Source organism: Bacillus sp. JK62, assembly GCF_053663455.1.
Genome location: NZ_JBSJQA010000006.1, coordinates 254806 through 278895, shown reverse-complemented (window position 1 = coordinate 278895; position 24090 = coordinate 254806). Strand labels below are relative to the sequence as shown.

2 protein-coding genes are annotated in these 24090 nt (G+C 47.3%); both read right to left on the bottom strand.

Annotated elements, in window-relative coordinates; translation table 11 throughout:
* Window positions 1–9 precede the first annotated feature (9 nt).
* Entirely contained in the window at window positions 10–7875 is a 7866-nt protein-coding gene (gene bamC / locus ACWJJ4_RS14905; protein WP_454021768.1) for a bacillomycin D non-ribosomal peptide synthetase BamC, read from the bottom strand.
* An 83-nt stretch (window positions 7876–7958) separates the two neighbouring features.
* The gene (locus ACWJJ4_RS14900; RefSeq protein ID WP_454021767.1) at window positions 7959–24083 is read right to left on the bottom strand and encodes a non-ribosomal peptide synthase/polyketide synthase; all 16125 of its coding nucleotides are present in this window, start codon (window positions 24081–24083) and stop codon (window positions 7959–7961) included.
* Between the last annotated feature and the right edge of the window lie 7 nt (window positions 24084–24090).

The following is a 24090-nucleotide window of genomic DNA, read 5'->3' as shown; positions in this document are numbered from 1 at the left end:
CTGAATCACTTACATTTTGTCAAACTTCGTGTCGCCAGCAAACGATCCTATTGACAGTTGTTCTTCAAGAACAAGTCCGTGATGATGCCGTTCTTCAATCCTTTTGATAAGAGATCGAATTGTATCCGTATTTTCTTCGATATTGTGAGGGTCAAAGATCGTCACATGGTCTCCTTTTAATTTGTACTCAAGGTAATGCTGTGCGGTTGATTGCTTCCATCCTCTATCGGTCAACTCGCCGCATAGAAAATGATGAATGTTGGCGTTCACCGCGCCGGAATTGATCAGTTTATTGTGATATGTGAGATAGCTTCTGATTTTATCCTTAATGGAAGGAATGGTTAATAATTCTCTATAATAATCCGGAATGATATCCAGATTCCGATGAATGATCTCTTCGGTTTCCTCTTCCGAAAAATAATTCACCGAAACGGCTCTTTTAGAATCAAGCATCATAATGTCCGATACGATGCGTCCGCGCTTCTCCAAGGCTTTGGCAACCTCAAAAGCCAAATTCGATCCCGAGGAGTAACCGAGTAAAACAAAAGGCCCTTGTTCCTGAATGCCTATCATGCTTTCTGCATACCGGTCGACTATCTCTTGCTCGTAAGACGGCTCTTCTAAGAAATCAGCGGCATAGACGGTGCAGCGGCCGTCTAGTCTTTTCGCCATTTCATTATAGACCAGCCCGTACCCGATTAAAGGCGGGAAACAGAACAAAGGGATTGAACCGTTCTGATTCATCTTGACGAATACGTTATCCGTCTTGGACTCGAAAACTGCCGCTTGAATGGCGCGTGCCATTGTTTCGATGGTAGGAAAATCGTATACGGCTTGATAATGCATTTTGATTCCCATACGGTCGTTGATTTGATGAATAACTTGCAATACTTTGAGCGAATGGCCGCCAACGTCAAAGAAGTTATCTTTAATTCCCGGGTCACTGAGAGCTAAAATGTTCTTCCATATCTCGGCCAGCTGCTTTTCAATTAACGTTCCGGGCGCTTCGTATTCGGTTCCGGTGAGCCTATTTCCCTCAGGAGCCGGCAAAGCTTTTCGATCGATTTTCCCATTTGCGGTTATCGGCATCTTCTCCATTTGAACAAAGTAAGCCGGTATCATATAAGCGGGCAGTTTGTTCAGTAAATGACGCTTCAGCTGCGCCGTATTTAATGAATCGTCTCCTGACAAGTAGGCGCACAGCTGCTTTGAGCCCTCTTCTTCAATCGCGATGACGACCGCTTCTTTGACAGATTCCGATTGCAATAAAGCCGCTTCGACCTCGCCAATTTCAATCCGGTAGCCCCGGATTTTCACCTGATGATCAATTCTTCCTAAATACTCGATATTGCCGTCAGGCAGCCACCGGGCGACATCTCCCGTTTTGTACATTTTTTCGCCTGCAGCAAACGGGTGTTCAACAAATTTCTCAGCCGTTAATTCCGGGCGGTTCAAATATCCTCTGGCCAGTCCCTCTCCTGCCACATAGAGCTCGCCCGGTATGCCCATGACCTGAATGCGTTGATATTCGTCCAAAATATACGCTTGCAGAGTAGGAATAGGTTGTCCGATGTTGCTTCTGCCCTCGTTGATTTCCCGTTCCGTGATTTCTTTATATGTGACATGAACGGTGGTTTCGGTGATGCCGTACATATTGATTAATTGTGTTAAAGGATATTTAAGCTTCCAGTCTTTCAAGAAGGATGGATTTAACGCCTCTCCGCCAAATATGATTTTTCGGATGTTTAAATTGGATTCGGGATCTGCTCTCTCCTCCTGCATCAGTTGATAAAAATAACTTGGCGTTTGATTTAAAATGGTCACAGCTTCCGATTTTAACAATTGCAAATACCTTTCCGGGTTTTTTGCTATTTGTTTCGGAACAATCACTAATTTGCCCCCATACAGCAGCGCTCCGTACATTTCCCATACTGAAAAATCAAAGCAGAAGGAATGAAACAAAGTCCAAGTGTCCGATGCGTTAAAATCAAAAACATTTTTGTTGTTAAATAACAGACGAACCACGTTTTTATGTTCAATGAGCGTGCCTTTCGGATTCCCCGTAGTTCCTGATGTATAAATCACGTAGGCTAATTGATTTGGCATCACGCTCAGATTGAGATTAGATGGTTCGGCGTCGTATGATGACGGATCGTCAAGGAAGACAGTATGACTTTGATAATCGGTACCTTCCAGAAGATGATGTTGCAATAATAAGATAGAGACGTTAGAATCCTCAAGCATATAATGGATGCGTTCTTTCGGATAATCCGGATCGATCGGTACGTAAACGCCCCCGGCTTTCAAAATAGCAAGGATGCCTATCACCATCTCCGGTGAACGTTCCGCCATAATGCCGACAAGCTCCTCGGCCTGAAGTCCTTTGGCAACCAAGGTTCGGGCCAGCTGATTGGCGCGTTCATTTACTACCCGATATGTCAGCTTCTTATCTTCAAAAACAATCGCTGCTTGCTCCGGCGTTCGCTTCGCTTGTTCTTCAAACAATTGATGAATCGTCTTTTCCTTTGGATACTCAGCCGCCGTATCGTTGAACTTATCTATCAGAAGCGATCGCTCATCCGCTGTTACGATATCAAGGTCTTGTACGCGAACTTTCTGATCGTCCGCCATTTGCTTCATGATTTGCATGAAATGCGTCTGCATCCGTTCGACACTTGCTTGATCATAAACATCGCGGTTGTATACAAAACGAATGTCAATTTCTCCATCCGGCATCACGATAAAAGTAAAGTCGTAATGTGTATGTTCTTCCATATGAAAATCGAGAATGTCTAATGCGTTGTCATCCTGCTTCATATGTTCTATTTGTTTCTCAACCGGGTAATTCTCAAATACCATAATATGATTGATCAACTGCTGCTTTTGCTCAGTTTGAGCCTGAATGTCATACAACGGAAATGTATCATATTTTTGAGAAGCCAGTGCCTGCTCCTGGTTCACTTTCAATACTTGTGCAGCTGTCACTTCAGGCTGCGTATGAATACGTACGGGAATGGTATTGATAAATAAACCGACCATGGTTTCAATTCCCGGAATTTCTGCCGGCCTGCCGGATACGACCGTGCCGAAGACGACATCCTGACTTCCGTTATATCTTTGCAGCAGTAAGCCCCATGCTGTTTGTATCCATGTATTGACGGTGACTTGCTGGCGGCTTGCGGCCCGTTTGATTTCGTCTGAGAGCTGCTTTCCTAAATGAAACGTATGCTCTCCTTTTTCGTATCCTTTCGTCTGGCCGGAAGATTGTTCTTGTAACAAAACAGTTTGCCCTTCATAACCTTCCAAGTAATTGCGCCAATAGGCTGACGCCTGCTTGTGATCTTGTTGATCGAGCCATTCGATATATCGGCTGTATGGAGTGACGGCTCCCCGCTTCGGCTGCGGCTGCCTTTGTTCGAGTATCGCATAATAGGTTTCAAACACTTCTTTCGTAACAAGAGGCAAACACCAGCCATCCATTAAAATATGATGAAAGCTCCATATCAATCGCGCTTGGTCTTCCTCTGTCCGCAGGATCGATACGCGCATTAAAGCATCCTGGGTGAGATTGAATCCCCGCGCCTTATCTCTTCTGGCAAAATCGGCAATAAACTCGCTGCGCTGATGACTGTTCATGCTGCGAATATCTTCAACGGCCGTTTCAATCGGTTTTTGCCGGAATACAATCTGCAAAGGCTGATCTTTCCATTCTGTATAAAAAAGAGTCCGAAGAATGTCATATTTTTCGGCCAGATGCGCTAAACTCATCCTGAATGCATCGATATCCAAGAAACCTTTCAGATCAAAAGCGGCTTGTTCAAAGTAAGCTTCGGAATCCGAATCAATCAAGCTGTGGAACAACATTCCTTTCTGCATCGGGGTTAATGGGTATATATTTTCAATGTCACCGAGATGACTCGTTTGCTGCACAAATTGATCCAGTTCACCGATCGTTATACCTTTTAACGAAATGTCGCTTGGCGTCAGGTGAATTTGATCTTGAGCATCACAATGTGCGATGACTTGCTGCAGGCTGCTTTTTAAGAGATCGGCACAGGCTTCCATTGTTTCTCTTTGATATTGTTTACCGCTATAGCTGATGGCCAGCGACAATCGGCCTTCTGAAATCATGCCGTTGATATCAAGTGTATAGGTCAAGGGACGATTGTCACTGGCTGTTTTCCCGCTTGAGTAAGGGGATACCTCCATCCTGCCGTTCCGGACATCTTGATCAAATTGACCCAAATAATTGAAACGTATTTCCGGATGTCCGGTCCATTCATGTGCCTTCGGGTGATCGGACAAATATTTGATCAGGCCGTAACCTATTCCTTTTTGGGGGATCTGACGCAAATTTTCTTTCACTGTTTTAATCCGCTCCGGGATATCCTGATCAGCTTTGATTTGAAGCGAAACCGGATATAGGCTTGTGAACCATCCCACGGTACGCGAAATATCGAGATCCGGAATGATAGACTCTCTGCCGTGTCCTTCAAGATGAATGAGAATGTCTTCATATCCGGTCCAACGATGAACAGCAGTTCCCAGACCGGTCAGTAATAAATCGTTCATATCGGTCGAATAAGCCCTGTGAGCGTTTTTTAATAAACGTTCGGTTTCCTCGACGGTCCATTGAACAATGACCGTTTCCTTGTCTTTGGCCAGACCGGTCTCCTGTCCATTGTCCTTTGGCAATGTATGTTGCGGATTATGTTTCTGTCTGAACCAGTATTGATTTTCCGCTTCGAATTCCTGACTTTCTGCATAACGATTCAACTGTTCAGCCCATAACAGATAAGAGTCCGTTTTCTTCGGAAGCCAGATCGCTTCGCCGTTTTGAAGCTGCTCATAAGCTGCCGCTATATCCTCAAGTAAAATCCTCCACGATACGCCGTCGATGACCAGATGATGAACCGCAATCAGCAAATGATCTCCCTCTTGACACCGGAACAATCCCAGTTTCATGAGCGGTCCTTCGGCTAAATGAATGGATTGCTGAATCTCATTGGAAATGGTTTCTATCGTCTGGGACACATTTTTTTCTTCGCGTAATGAGATCACTTCAAGGCTGAACAGATCACCTTCATCGATCCCTCGATTTCGGGCTTCATATCCATCTTCTGTCGGAACATAGACCATGCGCAAAGCATCGTGATGCTCTGTGATCTTCTTCATGACTTCCCGAAGCTTGGATTCATCCAGTCCCTCTTTCCAATAAAGCATAATCGCTTGATTGTAATGGTGTAATTCCGGGTATTTCTGGTCGAAAAACCAATGCTGAATCGGTGTCAGCAGCGCACGGCCTTTGATTTCTCCTTGTTCTGCGATTCGGGTTGCCGGCTCTACGTATGGAACAAGCTCGGAGATGGTTGGGTATTTAAACAAGTGTTTGATTTCAAACTTATACCCGGCTTGGTATAATCTTGAGGACACTTGAATCGACTTAATGGAATCGCCCCCCAATTCGAAGAAATGATCTGAGATTCCGACCCGTTCTAAGCCTAAGACCGACTCCCACACCGCGGCCAGTATTTTTTCCAGTTCTGTTCGAGGAGCTTCATAGTTCATGCCTGTAAGATTCTCTCTTGGAGAAGGAAGGGATTTACGGTCTATTTTCCCGTTGAAAGTAAGCGGCATCTCTTCCAGCTGAACGAAATAAGCAGGTATCATATAGGATGGAAGCTGCCGGGACAGCTCTTCACGGAGCTCGCCTGCAGTTAAAGCATGTTGTGCGGTATAATAGGCGCACAGGGATGTTTCCCCATCGATTTCCCGGGCGATGACGATGGCTTCTTTGATCGCCGGCAGCTGAAAAAAAGCGCCTTCGACTTCGCCGATTTCAATGCGGTAACCGCGGATTTTCACCTGGTGATCAATCCGGCCCAAATACTCGATATTGCCGTCCGGCAGCCATCTTGCCAAGTCTCCCGTCCGGTATATCCGTTCTCCTGATGCAATCGGATGGTTTACAAACTTCTCGGCCGTCAGTTCGGGACGATTCAAGTAGCCCCTTGCAAGCCCATCGCCCGCTATGCACAGTTCTCCCGCCACACTGATCGGCTGCATATGTTCCAAATCAGCATGTAATATATACAATTGAATGTTGGAAATCGGTTTGCCTATCGGAATCGTTGCATATGTTTCTTCCGTCTGGCAATCAAAGTATGATACATCAATTGTTGCCTCAGTCGGTCCGTACAAGTTGATGATTTGAGCCTGGCTCACCGACGTGATGATGCGTTTGAAGCCTGCGACATGTACAGGCTTCAAAGCCTCACCGCTTGCAAACACATGTCTTAATGACGCTAATTTTTGTTTCAACATCCCGCTTGGCTTCTGATCCATGGATTCCAGGAAGGCATGCAGCATCGCCGGTACAAAATGCAGTGTGCTGACGCCTTTTTGTGCAATTGTATCTAAAATCAGCTCGGGATTCTTTTCTCCTCCGCTTGGCAGCAGCACCAGTTTAGAACCTGCCAGCGTCCACCAGAACAGTTCCCACACTGATACATCAAAGGTGATCGCAGTTTTTTGCAGAATCGCATCCCGCTCATCCAGAGGGTATTTTTCCTGCATCCACACCAGCCGATTGATGACCGACCGGTGCTCAACCATAACCCCTTTCGGCTTGCCCGTTGAACCCGATGTATAAATAACATAGGCCAGATGATCCGGACCAGCAGCCGGCTCTACATTCGACCCGTCTTCACAAAAGTTGTGCGGATCTTTCATATCCAGCACTTTTCCCGTAAAAGGTACTCTCTCTTGCGAGTGATTCTGCACGAGTAACAACTTCGTATCCGAATCCTCCAATATGTATCGAACCCGTTCCTCGGGATAGCCCGGGTCAATCGGTACATACGCCCCGCCGGCTTTCAAGATCCCGAAGATCCCTACAATCATATCCAGGGAGCGTTCGGCCATAATCCCGACCGGCTGATCCGGCTGCACGCCTTCAGATTGCAGAGTCCGAGCGAGTTGATTCGCCTTTTCATTCAATTCCCGGTACGTCAGACGGCTATCCTCGTAGACAACAGCCGTTTGATCAGGGGTGCGTTCCGCTTGTTCCTCCAAAAATTGATGAATCGTTTTTTCTCTTGGATACTCTGCAGCCGTTTGATTATAGGCGATGAGTTGATTTGTCTCTGAGTCTGACAGAATATTAAGCTGTCGGATCATAAGGTCGGGTTGGAATAACAAACTTGAAAAGACCCGGTTTACATGTTCGATCACTTGCATCATATACTGGCGATCATAAGCTTGTTCATTATAAGTTAACTTTAAATGAATCGAATCATTTTCGATGGAAAACTGAAATAACGTATCAGCAGCAGCCGTTTCTATAAAACGAATGGGATGAAGCTGATCTAGTGATACGATCGTATGGATCATTGGCAAATGATTTGAATCGTAGTTCAGATTTAATGGACCGGCCATTTTATCGAAAGGAACGTGCTGATTTAAGATGGCTCCGTTCAGCGTATGCTTGAATTCATTAAATATGGATTTAAATGTGCTGTCCGCATTTATGTTTTGTTTGATTAACATGACTTGATCTAAACGAAGGTCTTCATCGGTTTCGTCTTCAAAGGTCGGTACACCTACAATAACGCCCTCTTCCCCCGTATATTTGTACAAAAGACACTCGATTCCGACCAGGAGAACCATATAAACGGCCATTGGCGATTTATTCGTCATTTTCATGATGCGCAGGGATACATCGGAGCTCAATGAACTGTGAATCCGGTTGGGTGCACTCGGCGCATCGTGCTCTATTGTTGAGTCCGACATTTGAAACGAAGGGATTGCACTGGGACGATCTTCCGCATCGAACATGCTGCTCCAGAACAACTCCTGTTGCTTGAATTCTGACATTAATATCCCTCCAGTAAGTTTTAGCCGGCTGACCGCTGTCCCCGTAAAAACATCATGCCGGGGACAGCCGGTACCGGCCGTTTTTAGAAATTCAATTCGATTTCGTTTGCAAAGTGTTCACTTTTATTTACTTTCTCACTTAATTGAATTTCTTTTAAAGGAATCGATGGGTCTTTTATGATCGCCGACAGAATCATGGCGTAATCTTTGCTCAGCGTAGCGATGGTTTTCTGTTTAAACAGCTTCGTGCAGTACTCAAAGCTTCCTTGAATCTCGTGCGGATTCATCACGAAAGTCAGCTGTAAATCAAATTTGGCCGCCGTATTTGTTTGTTCATATGGTCTGACCGCGAGAGAGTCCAATTCGATATCCGTTTGTTCCGTATTTTGCAGAACAAACATCGTATCGAATAACGGATTGCGGCTTAAGTCCCGTTTCACTCCCAGTTTCTCAACTAATTCTTCAAAAGGATATTCTTGATTTTCATAAGCTTTCAGCATCGTTTCTTTTGTTTCCGTTACATAGTCCATAAAGGTCTTTTCTCCAGCCGGGGCCGTACGGATGGCCAGCGTATTCACAAACATCCCGATAATATGCTGTAAATCTTCATGCATTCTTCCCGCAATAGGCGTACCGACGACGATATCTTCCTGACCGCTGTATTTGGCCAGCAGTATGTTATAGGCTGACAGCAAGATCATGTAAGCGGTCGATCCGGTCAATTCTTCCATCTGTTTTATCCCCTGGACCACGGTCTCATCGGGAGCGAAATTGTATCGCTTGCCTTCAAAGCTTCGAATTCGCGGTCTGGCAAAATCTTTCGGCAGCTCAAATGGCGGGAGTTCCTCATGAAATACATTCAGCCAATAGTTCTCCTGCCTTTTGATGCGTTCCCTCTGCTCCGCCTGCTGCTGCCATACAGTGTAATCTTTGTATTGAATCCGGAGCGGGGTTAATTCTTTGCCGTCATACAATTGAATCAGTTCTTCAACGAAAATATTCATAGAAGCGCCGTCTGAAACGATATGATGCATGTCAAACATGAAAACATGTCTGTCCTGTTCTAATTCGATGAGCCCGGCCCGAAGCAATGGAGCCTGACTGAGATCGAAAGGCCGCACGAAATTGCGGAACAGCTCCTCGACCTGCTTATCAGCTGCTTTGTACCTTTCTATAGAGAAATCCGCCTGCGGCTTGATCACCTGCACCAGCTCTCCCCGAACCATTTCAAATCCGGTTCGTAGCGATTCATGGCGCTGGATCAGACTTTGGAACGCAGATTGTAAACGATTCATATCCATCCTGCCTTCCAATGTCAAAATCCCCGGCATGTTGTAACTTAGTTCTCCGCCTTCAATTTGTGTAGACAGGTAAACCATCTTTTGTACGGAAGATACAGGATAAACATCTTTGGCTTCTGCAACAGGGATTTCATCCGGTCCGCTGGTTTCCGCGCCCGCAATGACCCTCGCCATTTCTTCAACCGTCGGGTATTGAAACACTTCTCTCAATGAAATGCTTTTGCCGAATTGCTTATGGATCTTGGTAACGAGCGTCATCCCCCGTAACGAATGCCCGCCGAGATCGAAAAAGTTATCTTTGACGCCGACTTGTTCTAACTTCAATACTTCTTTCCAGATGTGAACCAGCTGCTCTTCCGGCTTTGTCCTTGGAGCAACATAGTCAATCCCGGTCTGCAAGCCTGCTTCAGGCAGCGGTAACGCGCTGCGATTCACTTTTCCATTGGAGGTTAACGGCATTTGTTCCAGTTGCATCAGGTATGAAGGAACCATGTAGCCTGGTATTTGATCGGAGAGTTTTTCTTTAAGCTGATTGATCGGCAGTGACTTCTCCCCTGTAAAATAGGCATACAAATCGCTTTGTCCCTCTGCATTTTCTCTGGCCAGGATCACCGCTTCTTGTACATGCTCGATGTTGAGAAGAGCGGCTTCCACCTCGCCAAGTTCGATCCGGTAACCGCGAATTTTGACCTGATGATCCTTTCTTCCGGCATATTCAATGTTCCCATCTTGCAGGTAACGGGCAAGATCGCCTGTTTTATACATCCGCTCTCCGATTACAAACGGATCGGCCACAAACTTTTCACCCGTTAATTCAGGCAAGTTCAGATACCCTCGTCCTACTCCGTCTCCGGCGATGCACAGCTCGCCCTTTACACCTATAGGCAGCATCCGGTCATGGGAATCAACAATATACACACGGTTGTTGCCCAGCGGCTTGCCGATCGGCACGTAACCGCCGTCGTCAGCGGATGCCAATGTCTCCGGTACGATATGGAAGACCGATGCATCCACGCAGGTTTCCGTCGGACCGTATACATTGGTTATGAGCGGCATTGATGACCCGTTCGAAGCGAACAATTCAAGCAATTGCGCCACCGTCGCCTGCGGGAGCGCCTCTCCTCCAATAAGCATGTGCCGGATCGTTACCCCATGAAGGCTGTCTGCAGCGATAAGCAATTGCAAATGTGACGGTGTTCCGTCTGTTACGTCAATGCGGTGGGTGCGATAATAGTTTGACAAGGCATAACCGTCTGATACTGATGCTTTAGGGACGATATACAGTGCATGTCCCCCTAACAGTGCCGCGAAAATTTGCTTGACCGATGCGTCGAAATAGTACGGTGCCAACAGAGACACACGCAATCCCGAATCATAAGCACCGTACACTTGTCCGCGGAGCCCCTCCATCAAATGAAGTACCTGGCGATGCTCAATCAGCGTGCCTTTTGGCTTGCCGGTTGTGCCTGATGTGTAAATCACATACGCCAAGTGATCCGGTCCGGCTGCCGTCACCAGATTCGAGCCATCCCCGCTGTTCATTCGTTCGTCATTCAGCAGTAAAATTTCTCCGGCAAAGGATACACGATCTTGTAAATGGGGCTGTGCCAGCAGAACCTTTGCTCCTGAATCCTCCAGAATATAGCGGATGCGTTCCTGCGGGCTGTCCGGATCCATCGGCACATACGCGCCCCCGGCTTTCAGGATCGCCATAATCCCCACGATCATTTCCAGAGAACGTTCTGCCAGAATACCCACAGGCTGGTCAGGCTGCACGTCTTCGCTTCTTAAAATCCGCGCCAGGCGGTTGGCCCGCTCATTCAGCTCACGGTATGTGAATCGGCTTTTCTCGTAAACTGCGGCCGTAAGTTCCGGCGTACGCTCCGCCTGCTCCTCGAACAATTGGTGAATTGTTTTGTCCCTTGGGCAGTCTATTGCCGGTTGGCCCCATCTCTCCACAATCTGCTCTTTCTCCTTCGCGGTGATCATCTCCAGCGATGAAAGCGGCGCCTGCGGATCATTCGCAATCGCCTCGATCAATTGGATAAAGTGCTTTGCCATGCGTTCCGCAGTTTCCTGCTTGTACAGCGCTGCCGCGTAACTGATCATACCTGTAATTCCGTCTTCATTTTCTGCCGCTTGGAACGTCAGGTCGAACTTCGCCATCGCATGGTTGTCCGGATAAGGGGTAAAACGCACATCATCGAGGCTCAATTCTCCACGTTCTGTGTTTTGCCATATGAACATCGTGTCAAACAGCGGATGGCGGCTGAAATCCCGGGACACATTCAGCTTGTCCACCAGTTCGTCGAATGGATACTCCTGATTTTCGTACGCTTTTAATGTATGCTCTTTGACTTCCTGCACGTACTCCCGGAATGTTTTTTCCCCAATCGGTTTCGTTCGTATCGCCAGCGTGCCCACGAACATGCCGATTAAGCTTTCCAAATCCGAATGGGTTCTTCCGGCAATCGGGCTGCCTACTACGATGTCTTCTTGCCCGCTGTATTTGGCAAGCATGGTCGTATAAGCAGCCAGCAGCACCATGTACAGTGTGCTTTCGCTCTTCACCGCCAAGCCTTTCAGCTGTTCCGTCAGCTCCGGTCCGATAACAAACTCGATTTGTCCTCCTTCAAAGCTCCGCGCAGCCGGTCTTCCGTAGTCGGTTGGCATATCCAGCACCGGAACCTCTCCGCTGAACACATCCAGCCAATACGCTTCCTGTTTCTTCATCCGTTCGCTTTGCATATCCGCCAGCTGCCACGCCGCATAATCTTTATATTGAATCCGCAATGGCGGCAACTCTTTTCCTTCATATAATGAAACGAACTCTTCAATCAAATTCTTGATAGATACGCCGTCTGAAATGATATGATGCATGTCAAACAGCAGCAAATGGCGGTCTTTTGCAAGCTCGATCAGTCCTACCCGCAGCAGCGGTGCTTTCTCCAAGTCAAATGCCCGCACAAACCCATGAACGAGGGCTTCCGCCTGTTCTTCTTTCGCCTGAGTGAATTCCACTGCAAATCGGACGTCGTCATAGATCCGCTGCACCGGTTCTCCATCTATCAGTTCAAAGCCGGTACGCAGCGTTTCATGGCGCTGAATCAGCTTGCAGATCGCCTTCTCGACAAGTTCCCGATCCAGAGCTCCATCGGCCCTCATGACACTCGGCATGTTGTAGCTCAGCTCTCCGCCTTTCAGCTGATTCAAAATGTACAGCCGTTTTTGCGCCGAGGAGACGGCATAGTATTCTTTTGCGTCAACGGCCGGGATAGATGTATATGCTGTGTGTTTCATTCCGGTAATCGTTTCTGCCATTTCTTCAATTGTTGGCGACCGGAACACTTCCCGCAGCGGCAGGCTGACCCCCATCTCTTTGTGCAGCTTCGCCGTCAGAGTCGTTGCCCGCAGCGAGTGACCGCCGATGTCGAAGAAGTTATCTTTCACGCCGATACGCGGAAGTCCAAGCACCTCTTTCCAGATATGCGCCACCTGCGCTTCCGCCGCTGTACGGGGAGCAACGTATTCGCCCCCTGTTTGCACGCCTCCTTCTGGTGCTGGCAATGCTTTGCGGTCGACTTTTCCGTTTGCCGTGAGCGGCAAACGCTCTAGTTGGATAAAGTACGACGGGATCATATACCCCGGCAGTTCCTGCGACAGCGCTATTCGCAGCTCGCTCACCATCAGCTCGGTGTTCGCTGAAAAGTATGCGCATAGCTGCTTTTCTCCGGCTCCGTCTTCAAGAGCGGTGACTACTGCTTCCTGTACATACTCTATCTTTAAGAGCTGAGCTTCCACCTCGCCGAGTTCGATCCTGTATCCTCGAATTTTCACCTGATGATCGATCCGGCCCAAATATTCGATGTTACCGTCCGGCAGCCATCTCGCCAGATCGCCCGTCCGGTACATCCGTTTGCCGGGTTCGAACGGATGATCCACGAACTTCTCCGCAGTCAGCTCCGGACGGTTCAGGTACCCCCTCGCCAGTCCGTCGCCTGCGATGCAAAGCTCTCCCGGTACTCCGACTGGCTGTAGACGCATTGATCCCGGTGCCATCATATACAGCTGTATATTCGAGATCGGCTTGCCGATCGGCACCGATGCATACGCTTGGTTCGCTTCGCAGTTGAAGTACGACACATCGACCGTTGCTTCCGTCGGGCCGTACAGGTTGATCAGTCGGGCGCCGTTCATAGGCGTAATAAGGCTATGGAATCTTGCCGTATGTGCCGGCATTAAAGCCTCGCCGCTTGCAAACACTTGCCGCAACGTACGCAGCTTGCTTGTCTGTACGCTCGCCGTCTGTGCTTCCGCAAACTTCAGGAAGGCGTGCAGCATCGCCGGGACGAAATGCATTGTCGTGATACTTTGCTCTTCTATTGTGTTCCAAATCACTTCGGGGTCTTTCTCTCCGCCGAGCGGAAGCAGGCACACCTTCGCACCGGTCAAAGCCCACCAGAACAGCTCCCATACCGAGACGTCGAAGGTGATCGCTGTCTTTTGTAAAATCGTATCGCCGCTGCCGATCGGATAAGCCTTTTGCATCCACATCAACCGGTTTATAACCGGACGATGTTCAACCATAACCCCCTTGGGCTTGCCGGTCGATCCGGACGTGTAAATTACATATGCCCTATCGTCCGCACGGGACAGCGGCTCCAAGTTAGAAACGTCATCATCGTAAACGGAAGTATCATCGAGATCGATGACCGTTCCTGCAAAAGCAACCCGTTCTTTCACGTGACGCTGTGACAGCAGCAGGGTCGCTCCTGAATCTTCAAGGATGTAGCGGATGCGTTCATCCGGGTAATCCGGGTCGATTGGCACATAAGCGCCGCCCGCTTTCAGGATTGCATAAATCCCGACCATCATTTCTAGAGAACGCTCAGTCATGATCGCAACAAGCTGGTCGGCCTGTAGGCCTTCAGCTCGTAAAGTGCGTGCTAGTTGATTGGCCCGTTCATTTAACTCAAGGTATGTCATACGCTGCTCCTCGAATATAACCGCCTCATGGTCCGGCGTCCGGAGTGTTTGTTCCTCGAACAGCTGATGAATCGTTTGTTCACGTGGGTAATGCATTTCGTTAGACTGAAAACGGCTGTGCAGCTGTTCTTTTTCTTGCTGCGTCAGAAGTTCCATTTCTTCTATTTTGACAGACGGCTGCTGCAAAATTTGGTGAATGAGCTGTTCAAAATGTCCGCGAATCCGCTCTGCCTCTGATTGTCCATATTCATTTTGGTTGAAATCAAAATGAACGGTGAGTTGTTCGCCAGGGATGACAACTACATTAAAATCGTAATGGGTATGTTCTTCTATATGGAAATTCACGATATTTAAATCCGCAGCATCATGGCCCTTTTCGACTTGCTGCTCTATCGGATAATTTTCAAAGATCAGTATATGATCAATTAAGTTTTGCTTTTGTTCCGTTTGGGCCTGAATTTCGTATAAAGGATAGGTATCGTATGATTGGGAAGCCAGAGCGTTTTGTTGAACCATTTGCATCGTATCAGCAAAAGTGCTGTCCTCATCGCAGCGGATGCGAACCGGAATGGTATTGATGAACAGGCCGATCATCTGTTCTACATCAGGAATTTCCGCCGGCCTTCCCGACACGACACTGCCGAAGACAACGTCTGCTGACCCGCTGTATTTCTGTAATAAAACTCCCCATAACGTTTGGATCAACGTGTTTAATGTAACCTGATGCTGATTTGCGATCTGCTGTAATTGTTTTGTCTGTTCGTGATCAAATCGGCAGATCACATTGGCATAGGCGTATTCTTTTTGTTCATGCTGCTCTATTTTATGAAGAAGCGTAGTTTCACCTGTATATCCTTCAAGATACCCGCTCCAGTACCGCTTTGCCGCTCCCTGATCTTGGCGGTCAAGCCACTCGATATAGTCGCTGTAAGGAGCTGCCGATGACGGTTCTGGTTCCCTGCCTTCCTGTAAGGCGCGGTAATGATCAAACACTTCCTTCGTGATAAGAGACAGGCACCAGCCATCCATCACAATATGATGGAAGCTCCAAATCAAATGATATTTGCGGTCTTCCATACGGAAAATCGCTATGCGCATCAGCGGATCCCGAGCCAAGTCAAATCCTTTTGCCTTATCTTCTCTTTGATAGGCTGCGATTGCATCCTCTCGCAGGTGCTCCTCTATGTCACGCAAATCTGCAAAATGAATTTGCGGTGTTTGCGTTTTATAGACAATTTGTAAAGGAGTATCGTTCCAGCCGCTGTAAAAACGGGTTCTGAGCACGGCGTATGTTTCAAATAATCGTTCAAGGCTTGCTTTAAACCAATCAATCTTTAATTCTCCCTGCAAATCGAACGATGCTTGTTCAAAATAAGAACTTGAGGCCTCGTCCAGCAGGCTGTGGAAGAGCATTCCTTTCTGCATCGGAGTGAGCGGATACACGTTTTCAACCTCACCTGCATGCGGCAGTTGAATGAGGAGCTGATCCAATTCGTCAATGGACATGCCTTTTAACAAAATATCGCTTGGCGTCAGTTCCGATTGTTCTTTATGGACGCAATGCGTAATGATTGTCCGCAGGCGGCTTTGAATCGTTTCCGATAACCGCATGATCGTTTCTTTTGCGTACTGTTTGCTGCTGTAGCTGATCGTAAGCTTCAGCCGGCCGTCGGTGATCATTCCGTTTATATTCAATACATACGGTCTTTCTTGATCTCCGCTTGAGTCTGAACCGCAAGAATAAGAAGATAATTGAACCCCATGCTGCTGTAAATCTTGGTCAAACTGTCCCAGGTAGTTAAAGCTGATCTCAGGATTGAGTTTCGATGGCATTCCGCCGCTTAAGTACCTTGCTATTCCATATCCGATCCCTTTATGCGGAATTTGGCGCAATCCTTCTTTGGTCGTCTTGATATAATCAGAGATCTCTTTGCCCGGATGCGCGTGCAGCACAACCGGATACAGACTTGTAAACCACCCGACCGTGCGGGAGATATCTATATCTTGTATAATCTGTTCTCGGCCGTGTCCCTCTAAATGAATCGGAATTTGTTCCAGTCCTGACCAATGCGATATGGAAAGACCCAGAGAAGTTAAGAGCAAATCGTTTATTTCCGTGTTATAAGCGCGATTCGCTTGTTTTAATAGCAGCTCCGTTTCCTCTTTCGTCCATTCCACAGTTGCTGTTTCACTGTCTTTTGCAGTTGTATGGGTTTCATGAAAATCTTTAGGCAGCGGTTTGACTTCGGTTTGTTCGATCTTTGTCCAATATTCCTGTTCCTGTTTTATGGTTTCACTTTGCGCATATTCTGAAAGTCTCTTAGCCCATAATTGGAAAGAGTCTGTTTTTTGCGGCAGTTGAATCACTCGCCCGTTCTCGGCTTGCTTGTAGCCGCTAACGATATCTTCCAGTAAAATGCGCCATGAAATCCCGTCTATAATCAAATGATGGATGGCAATGAGCAGATGATCTCCATTTGCGCATTGAAACAACCCGGCTTTCATTAACGGCCCATCACTTAAACGCATACTGCTTTGTATCTCATCAGCTTTGGCTTCAATTGTCCGTCCCGGATCGGAATCTTCTTTCAGATTCAGGACTTCTAAGCGGTACAGTCCGCTTTGGGCGATTTCTTCATTCTGTGCCTCGCAGCCATTTTCCGTAGTCCGGAACGTCATGCGGAGCGCATCGTGATGTTCAGCAAGCTTTTGCAGGGTTTGACGAAGCTGCGTTTCCTGAAAACCTTCCGGCGCATGCAGCATGACGGCTTGATTATAATAATGCTGATCTGTCGTTATGTGATCAAAGAACCAATGCTGAATAGGAGTCAGGCTGACTTTTCCTTTGACCTCACCTTGATCGGCTATACGCAGATTCTGCTTGATATGCGGACTCAATTCTGCAATTGTTGCATATTGAAACAAGTCTTTGATTTCCATTTTGTATCCTTGCTGATTTAATCTGGAGGATACTTGAATGGATTTAATGGAATCTCCGCCAAGGTCAAAGAAATTATCAAGAATACTGACGTTTTCAGCGCCTAATACCGATTCCCAGGCAGAAACTAATATTTCTTCCGCTTTTGTTCGGGGAGCTTTATACTCTGCTCTGTCCTGCAGCTCGAAATCCGGAGCCGGCAGCCCTTTTTTGTTTATTTTTCCGTTAGAAGTTAAAGGCATTTCATCAAGCTCGATAAAATAAGCCGGAACCATATAACTTGCAAGGGTATGAGACAATTGTTTCCGGAGCCGGGCAGCCGTTGTTTGCCCGCCGCTTACGTAATATGCACACAATTGTTTAAACCCGTGGACATCCTCTCTGGCTGTAACGACAGCTTCCTTGATCGCTTCTTCTTGAAGCAGTGCCGCCTCGATCTCGCCTAATTCGATACGATAGCCTCTGATTTTCACTTGTTCATCTATTCTGCCCGCATATTCAATGTTTCCGTCCGCCAGCCACTTCGCCAAATCTCCGGTCTTATACATCTTCGCTCCGGGTTCAAACGGGTCATCGACAAATTTCTCTGCCGTTAATTCGGGACGATTCAAATATCCTCTTGCCACACCGGCGCCGCTGATATAGATTTCTCCCGGCACTCCGATCGGTGCGGGTTTCATATTCTCATCAAGAACGTAAATGCTCGTGTTTGCCGCAGCGGTTCCGATCGGTACCGATTCCCGTCTGTCCTTTGCGGCATCATAACGGTAAATCATGCAGCCGACAACGGTTTCCGTCGGTCCGTACTCATTGCATATTTCAACCCGGCCTTCGAACTGTTCATGAATGCTGCGGGCTAACCGGGTGCTTAAGTTTTCCCCGCCCACAATCATTCTTCGGACAGCCGTTTGATCGGCAATGTTCATTTCTTTCAAAACCTGCAAATGGGCCGGAGTCAATTTAATGATATCCACCCTCGGGTCCCTCACAATCGATTCAAGCAGAGCTGTTTTATCTTCTCCGTCATAGACGATGATTGCATTTCCTGTGACAAGCGGCGTGAAAATAGAAGTCACCGTCAGATCAAAAGAAATTGACGAATACAATGGGAAGTTGGCTTTCTCGCCTTTTACATAAACCTCTTTCGCCCACCAAATATAATTGGTCAAGCCTTGGTGCTCGATTAGTACGCCTTTTGGCCGGCCTGTGGAACCTGACGTATAAATGACATATGCCAAATGGCTCACATCATTTATCGGAGCAAGGTCAGAGCCATCTTGGTGATAAGAACTTTCATCATCAAGTAAAACCGTGACGCCTTCATAGGCGAGCTGTTTCCTGACGTCCCGCTGCATTAAAACGATTCCGGCTTGGGAGTCATCCAGCATATACCGGATGCGGTCTTGCGGATATTCCGGATCTATAGGGACATAGGCTCCGCCTGATTTTAAAACGGCAAGGATTCCGACCACCGATTCGATGCTGTTTCTTGTGATGATGGCTACAGGCTGATCCGTCTGGACTCCTTTCGCTCTTAACGTTCGCGCCAGTCGGTTGGCCCGCTTATTGAGTTCTCCGTACGTGAGCTGCCTGTCCTTATCAATGACGGCTGCTTGATCGGGCGTACGCTGCGATTGCTCTTCAAATAATTGATGAACCGGCGTCTGCGGAAACGGCGCGGCCGTGTCGTTAAGCGTCTGCAGAAGGGTTCTTCTTTCGCCTTCCGTTAACAATTCCGCTTGATCCACCCGGATATCCGCATCTGTCACGACTTGATGCAGGATTTGCATGAAATGTTCCCGAACCCGCTCTATGCTTGCACGATCATACACATTTGCATTGTATTCAAAAGAGATGTTCATCTCGTCGCCCGGTATAACGGTCAAATTAAAATCGTAGTTGGTCTGTTCTTCCATTTGCACGTTGGAAATTTTGATGGATGTTCCGTTTTGGCGGCCTATGCTTTCCATATACTGATCAACCGGATAATTTTCGAATATCATTAAATGTGTAATTAAATCTTGCTTTTGCGTTGTACGCGCTTGAATATCGTACAGCGGGTGCGTCTCAAATTGTTGAGACGCTACAGCCCTTTCCTGCGCCTCTTTCATAAGCTCGGCAAACGTTGTCCCGGCTTCACACCGGAACCGGACGGGAATGGTGTTAATGAATAAGCCGATCATGGTTTCCACGTTTGGAATTCCAGCAGGTCTTCCGGATACAACACTTCCAAACACAACGTCCCGGCTGCGGTTATATTTCTGCAGCAAAACCGCCCATGCCGTCTGCAGCAGCGTATTCAGCGTGACATGATGCTCGCCTGCCGTCCGCTTCATTTTCGAAGTGAGATCGGAGCTTATGTCACACGTCACTTTTTCAGGAACGTATCGTCCGTCTTCCGCTGCATGATGATCCTTAGGAAGGCCGGTTTGCTCCTCATATCCCTCCAAGTACTGATCCCAATAAGCCGTGGCCTCTTTCGCATCTTGCCGGCCGAGCCATTCAATATATTGACTGTACGGAGTAATTGATGATTGTTCAGGCTGCTTTTGCTGAAGCAAGGCAAAGTAATTCTCGAATATTTCTTTTGTAATCAGCGGCAGGCACCAGCCGTCCATCAAAATATGGTGGAAGCTCCAGATAAAACGGTATGTCTTTTCATCCGTACGAAGGATGAATAACCGCATTAACGCGCCTTTTTCTAAGTCGAACCCCCGCATCTTATCTTCTCTGGCATACTGCTGAATCATCGCTTCTTTTTGTGATTCCTTCATCTCTCGTAAGTCATTGAATTGAAAACCGATTTTTTTCGTTTTGAATATGATTTGGAGCGGCTGATCCTTCCAGCCTCTGTAAAAATTCGTGCGGAAAATATCATATTTTTGCGATAAGCCGTCCAAGCTTTTTGAAAATGAATCAATCTCCAGATCTCCATGCAGATCAAACATCGTTTGCTGAAAATAAGCACCTGAATTCGGAGCAAATAAGCTGTGAAACAGCATGCCCTTCTGCATCGGCGTTAATGGATAAATATTTTCCGCTTCGCCTAATTCACGCGTCTGCTCCAAAAGCTGTTCCAGTTCGTCGATTGAGATATCTTTTAACAGGATGTCACTTGGTGTGAGAGAAGTCTGCTGCCGGCTTACGCAATGCGCAATGACTTCTTGCAGACTTTCTTTCAACCCCCGGGCAAATTGCGCCATAGTAGATCTTTCGTATTGTTTGCTGCTGTAGCTCAGTGTCAGTGATAATGTCCCTTCGGCAATCATGCCGTTCAAATCAAGCACGGCCGTTCTCTCTTGGTTTTCGTTCATCGATAACCCTGTGGAATATGGCGATATGCGCAAAGCCTGATGCTTCAGGTCTTGGTCAAATTGTCCCAAATAGTTAAACGATATCTCCGGATTCAGCTGCAGGCTGTCGGCTTCCGGGTGCCCGGATATATATTTGATGATGCTGTAATTCATTCCTTTATCAGGGATGCGGCGCAGCCCTTCTTTCACGATCTTGATTCGCTGCGACAGGTCTTTTCCGGCTTCCATCCTCAGGACGACAGGGTACTGGCTTGTGAACCATCCTATCGTGCGGGAAATGTCAGCATCCGGAATAATCGGTTCTCTCCCGTGGCCTTCCAAATTCACGACAATGTCTTCCGTGCCTGTCCACTTGTGAACGGCCAGCCCTAACGAAGTCAGCAGCAGATCGTTGATATCCGTGTTGTAGGCGCGGTTCGCTTGTTTTAATAATTGCTCCGTTTCCTCTTTTGTCCATTGAATCGTCACTTCTTCGCTGTCACTTAATAACGATCCTTCGCTGATAGTGTCCTTAGGCAATGGCTGAGGCTTTATGCTTGAAAGCTCAGTCCAATAAGCAATCTCCTCTTTCATGTCGGTTTCCGCCGCATGCTTGGACAATTGATCGGCCCAGAATGGAAACGAATCTGTTTTTTGCGGGAGCTGGATCGTTTGTCCGCGTTCTGCCTGCTCATAACCGCTTGCAAAATCTTCGAGCAAAATACGCCAGGATACTCCGTCAATCAGCAAATGATGAATTGCAATCAGCAAATGATCTCCGTCCGGACATTGGAACAAACCGAGCTTCATCAATGGCCCTTTGTCTAATACCATGCTGCTTTGAATCTCATTCGCTTTATCGGCAATCGCTTGAGCCGGATCGGTTTCCCCTTTATAATTCATCACTTCCAGATGGTATAGTTCACTTTCATCTGTTCCTGTAATTCGCGGAGCGTATCCATCCGGCGTTTTTTCAAAAATCATCCTCAAGGCATCGTGATGCGACGCGATCTGTTCCATCGTCCGGCGAAGCGGAGCCTCTTTAAAGCTTTCCGCCGAATATAACATGACGGCCTGATTGTAATGGTGTGCATGCGGCATGTTTTGTTCAAAAAACCAATGCTGAATCGGGGTCAGCTTGGTTCCGCCATTCACTTCTCCTTGATCAGCCACCCTGCTGACCGGCGCTACAAACTGACTAAGTTCAGCAATCGAGGGGTGTTTAAACAAATGCTTCATATCAACCTTGTATCCGGCTTGATACAATCTGGATGACACCTGAATTGACTTAATCGAATCTCCGCCAAAATCAAAGAAATTATCCAGAATTCCTATACGTTCTGCCCCTAATACTTCTTGCCAGATAGACGCCAGCAGTTCTTCTATTGTGTTCCGCGGGGCTATGTATTCGTATTCCGCCCGCGTATTTTCGTCAGCAGCAGGCAAAGCTTTCAGATCAATCTTCCCATTGGAAGTGAGCGGAATGCGTTCCAATGGGATAAAGCGGGAGGGAATCATATAATTCGGCAGTTCCCGGGATAATTCTTTTCTGAACTGCGCAGCGGTCAAAGAAGGCTCGCCGACATAATAGGCATACAATTGTTTGGCCCCGTCTGCGTCTTCCCGCGCGACGACTGCGGCTTCACGAACGTTTTCCAGATTGAACATGGCTGCCTCTACCTCGCCGATCTCAATCCGGTAGCCGCGAATTTTCACTTGATGATCAATCCGCCCTAAATATTCGATTCTTCCATCCGGCAGCCATCTGGCGAGATCACCCGTTTTATACATCTTTTGACCAGGGACATGCAGATGCTCCACAAATTTTTCCTCCGTCAATTCAGGACGATTGAGGTAGCCGCGGGCCACTCCCGCTCCTCCGACATACAGCTCTCCCGGTACGCCGATCGGCTGGATTTGATGGTGCGCTCCTAAAATATAAGCTTGATGGTTGGCCACCGGGCTGCCGATTGTGATCTGTTCATCAGCGGACTGAACAGGGTGAAATGTAGATACCACGCTGTTTTCTGTCGGTCCGTATTCATTATTGATCCGAATGCGAGGCTGCAGAGAATGCAGCTTCTCAACTGTATCTGTTTCCAGCTGCTCACCGCCTACAACAACATGCTGAACATGGATGAAGTCCTCTGTGTTCATCTGTTCGATCATCGTTTTCAGAAGACGGGGAGAAGTTGAGAAATGAGTAATTCTCTCTTGTTTTATGGCATTTTGAATGGCGAAAGTTTCTTTATTCTCTTCATTAGGCAATAGGTGCAAAGTTGCCCCCGAGATGAGCGGGCCGAAGAAATTTAAAATGAACGCATCAAAAACATACGGGTACAAGACAAGCACGCGATCCGCCGGAGAATGCTTAAAAAACGCCTTCTTCCATTGGAGCGAATTCACAATGCCGCCGTGTTCAACCATGACTCCTTTCGGCTTTCCTGTTGTACCCGACGTATAAATGACATAGGCTAAATGGCTGTGTCCCGCTACTGGTGATAACAATGAGCTATCGGCATGGTATGATGTTTCATCATTCAAATCAATCACCGGGCCGTCAAAGGTGAGACTGTTTTTTAAATGACGCTGAACAAGGAGAACGTCTGCATCCGCATCATGAAGCAAATATTGAAGCCGCTCTTTTGGATATTCAGGATCCAGGGGCACATAAGCGCCCCCTGCCTTCCAAACGGCTATAATGGATACGATCATCTCTAATGAACGATCGGCGAGAATGGCGACTAACGTATCGGGTTGAACCCCGCAATTACGCAATGTTCTTGCCAAACGGTTCGCCTTCTCATTCAGTTCCCTGTACGTCAAATGGTCGTTTTTAAACTTGACGGCCGCATGCTCAGGTGTTCTTTCTGTTTGCTCTTCAAATAATTGATAGACTGTTCTGCTCCCGGAGAAATCTCTGACGGTATCGTTAAAATCAAACAATAGCTTCTGTTTTTCCGCTTCCGGTAAGATCTCTGCCGTATGGATCGCGGCTTGAGGCTGAAACAGGATCACAGACAGCAGCTGATCCAAATGGGATACAATTTGATTGATATAGCGCTCATCGTACAGGTTGCCGTTATAAAAAAGCTTCAAATGAACCCCGTTGTTCTCCAAATCAAAGTGAAACAGCGTATCGGCTGCAGTATCTTCTTTAAATTGCAAGGAATGAATTTCGTTAAGCGAAACGACGGTATGAATCAACGGCAGATGCTCGTCATTGTATTGCACGCTCAGATGCTGAACCATTTTTCTAAACGGCAGGTTTTGATTTTTCAGAGAATCATTAACGGCTTCTTTCAGCTGTCCGAATACGGTTTTAAATGTACTCTCGTTTGAAAGCGTATTTTTTAAGAGGACAATGTTGTTAACGGCTGACTGGCCGGATTTTTGCTTCGATACCGTCGGAATGCCAAGAATCAGGCTCGTTTGATCCGTATATTTATATAACAAGCATTCAATACCCGCCAATAAAATCAGATAGGCCGCCATATCGGAATGATTCGCCATCGTCATGATTCTTTGAGATACTTCCGGAGATAAGGAACGGCAGATGCATTTTTCCTGGTAGCCGGTACGGGCCAACGACGCTTTATCCGCTGCTTTAAAGTAAGGGAATGCGCTTAGTCCGTCTTCTTCATCAAACAGGTTTTCCCAGTACGTTTCTTGGTTTTTAAATACCGACATTGGAGCA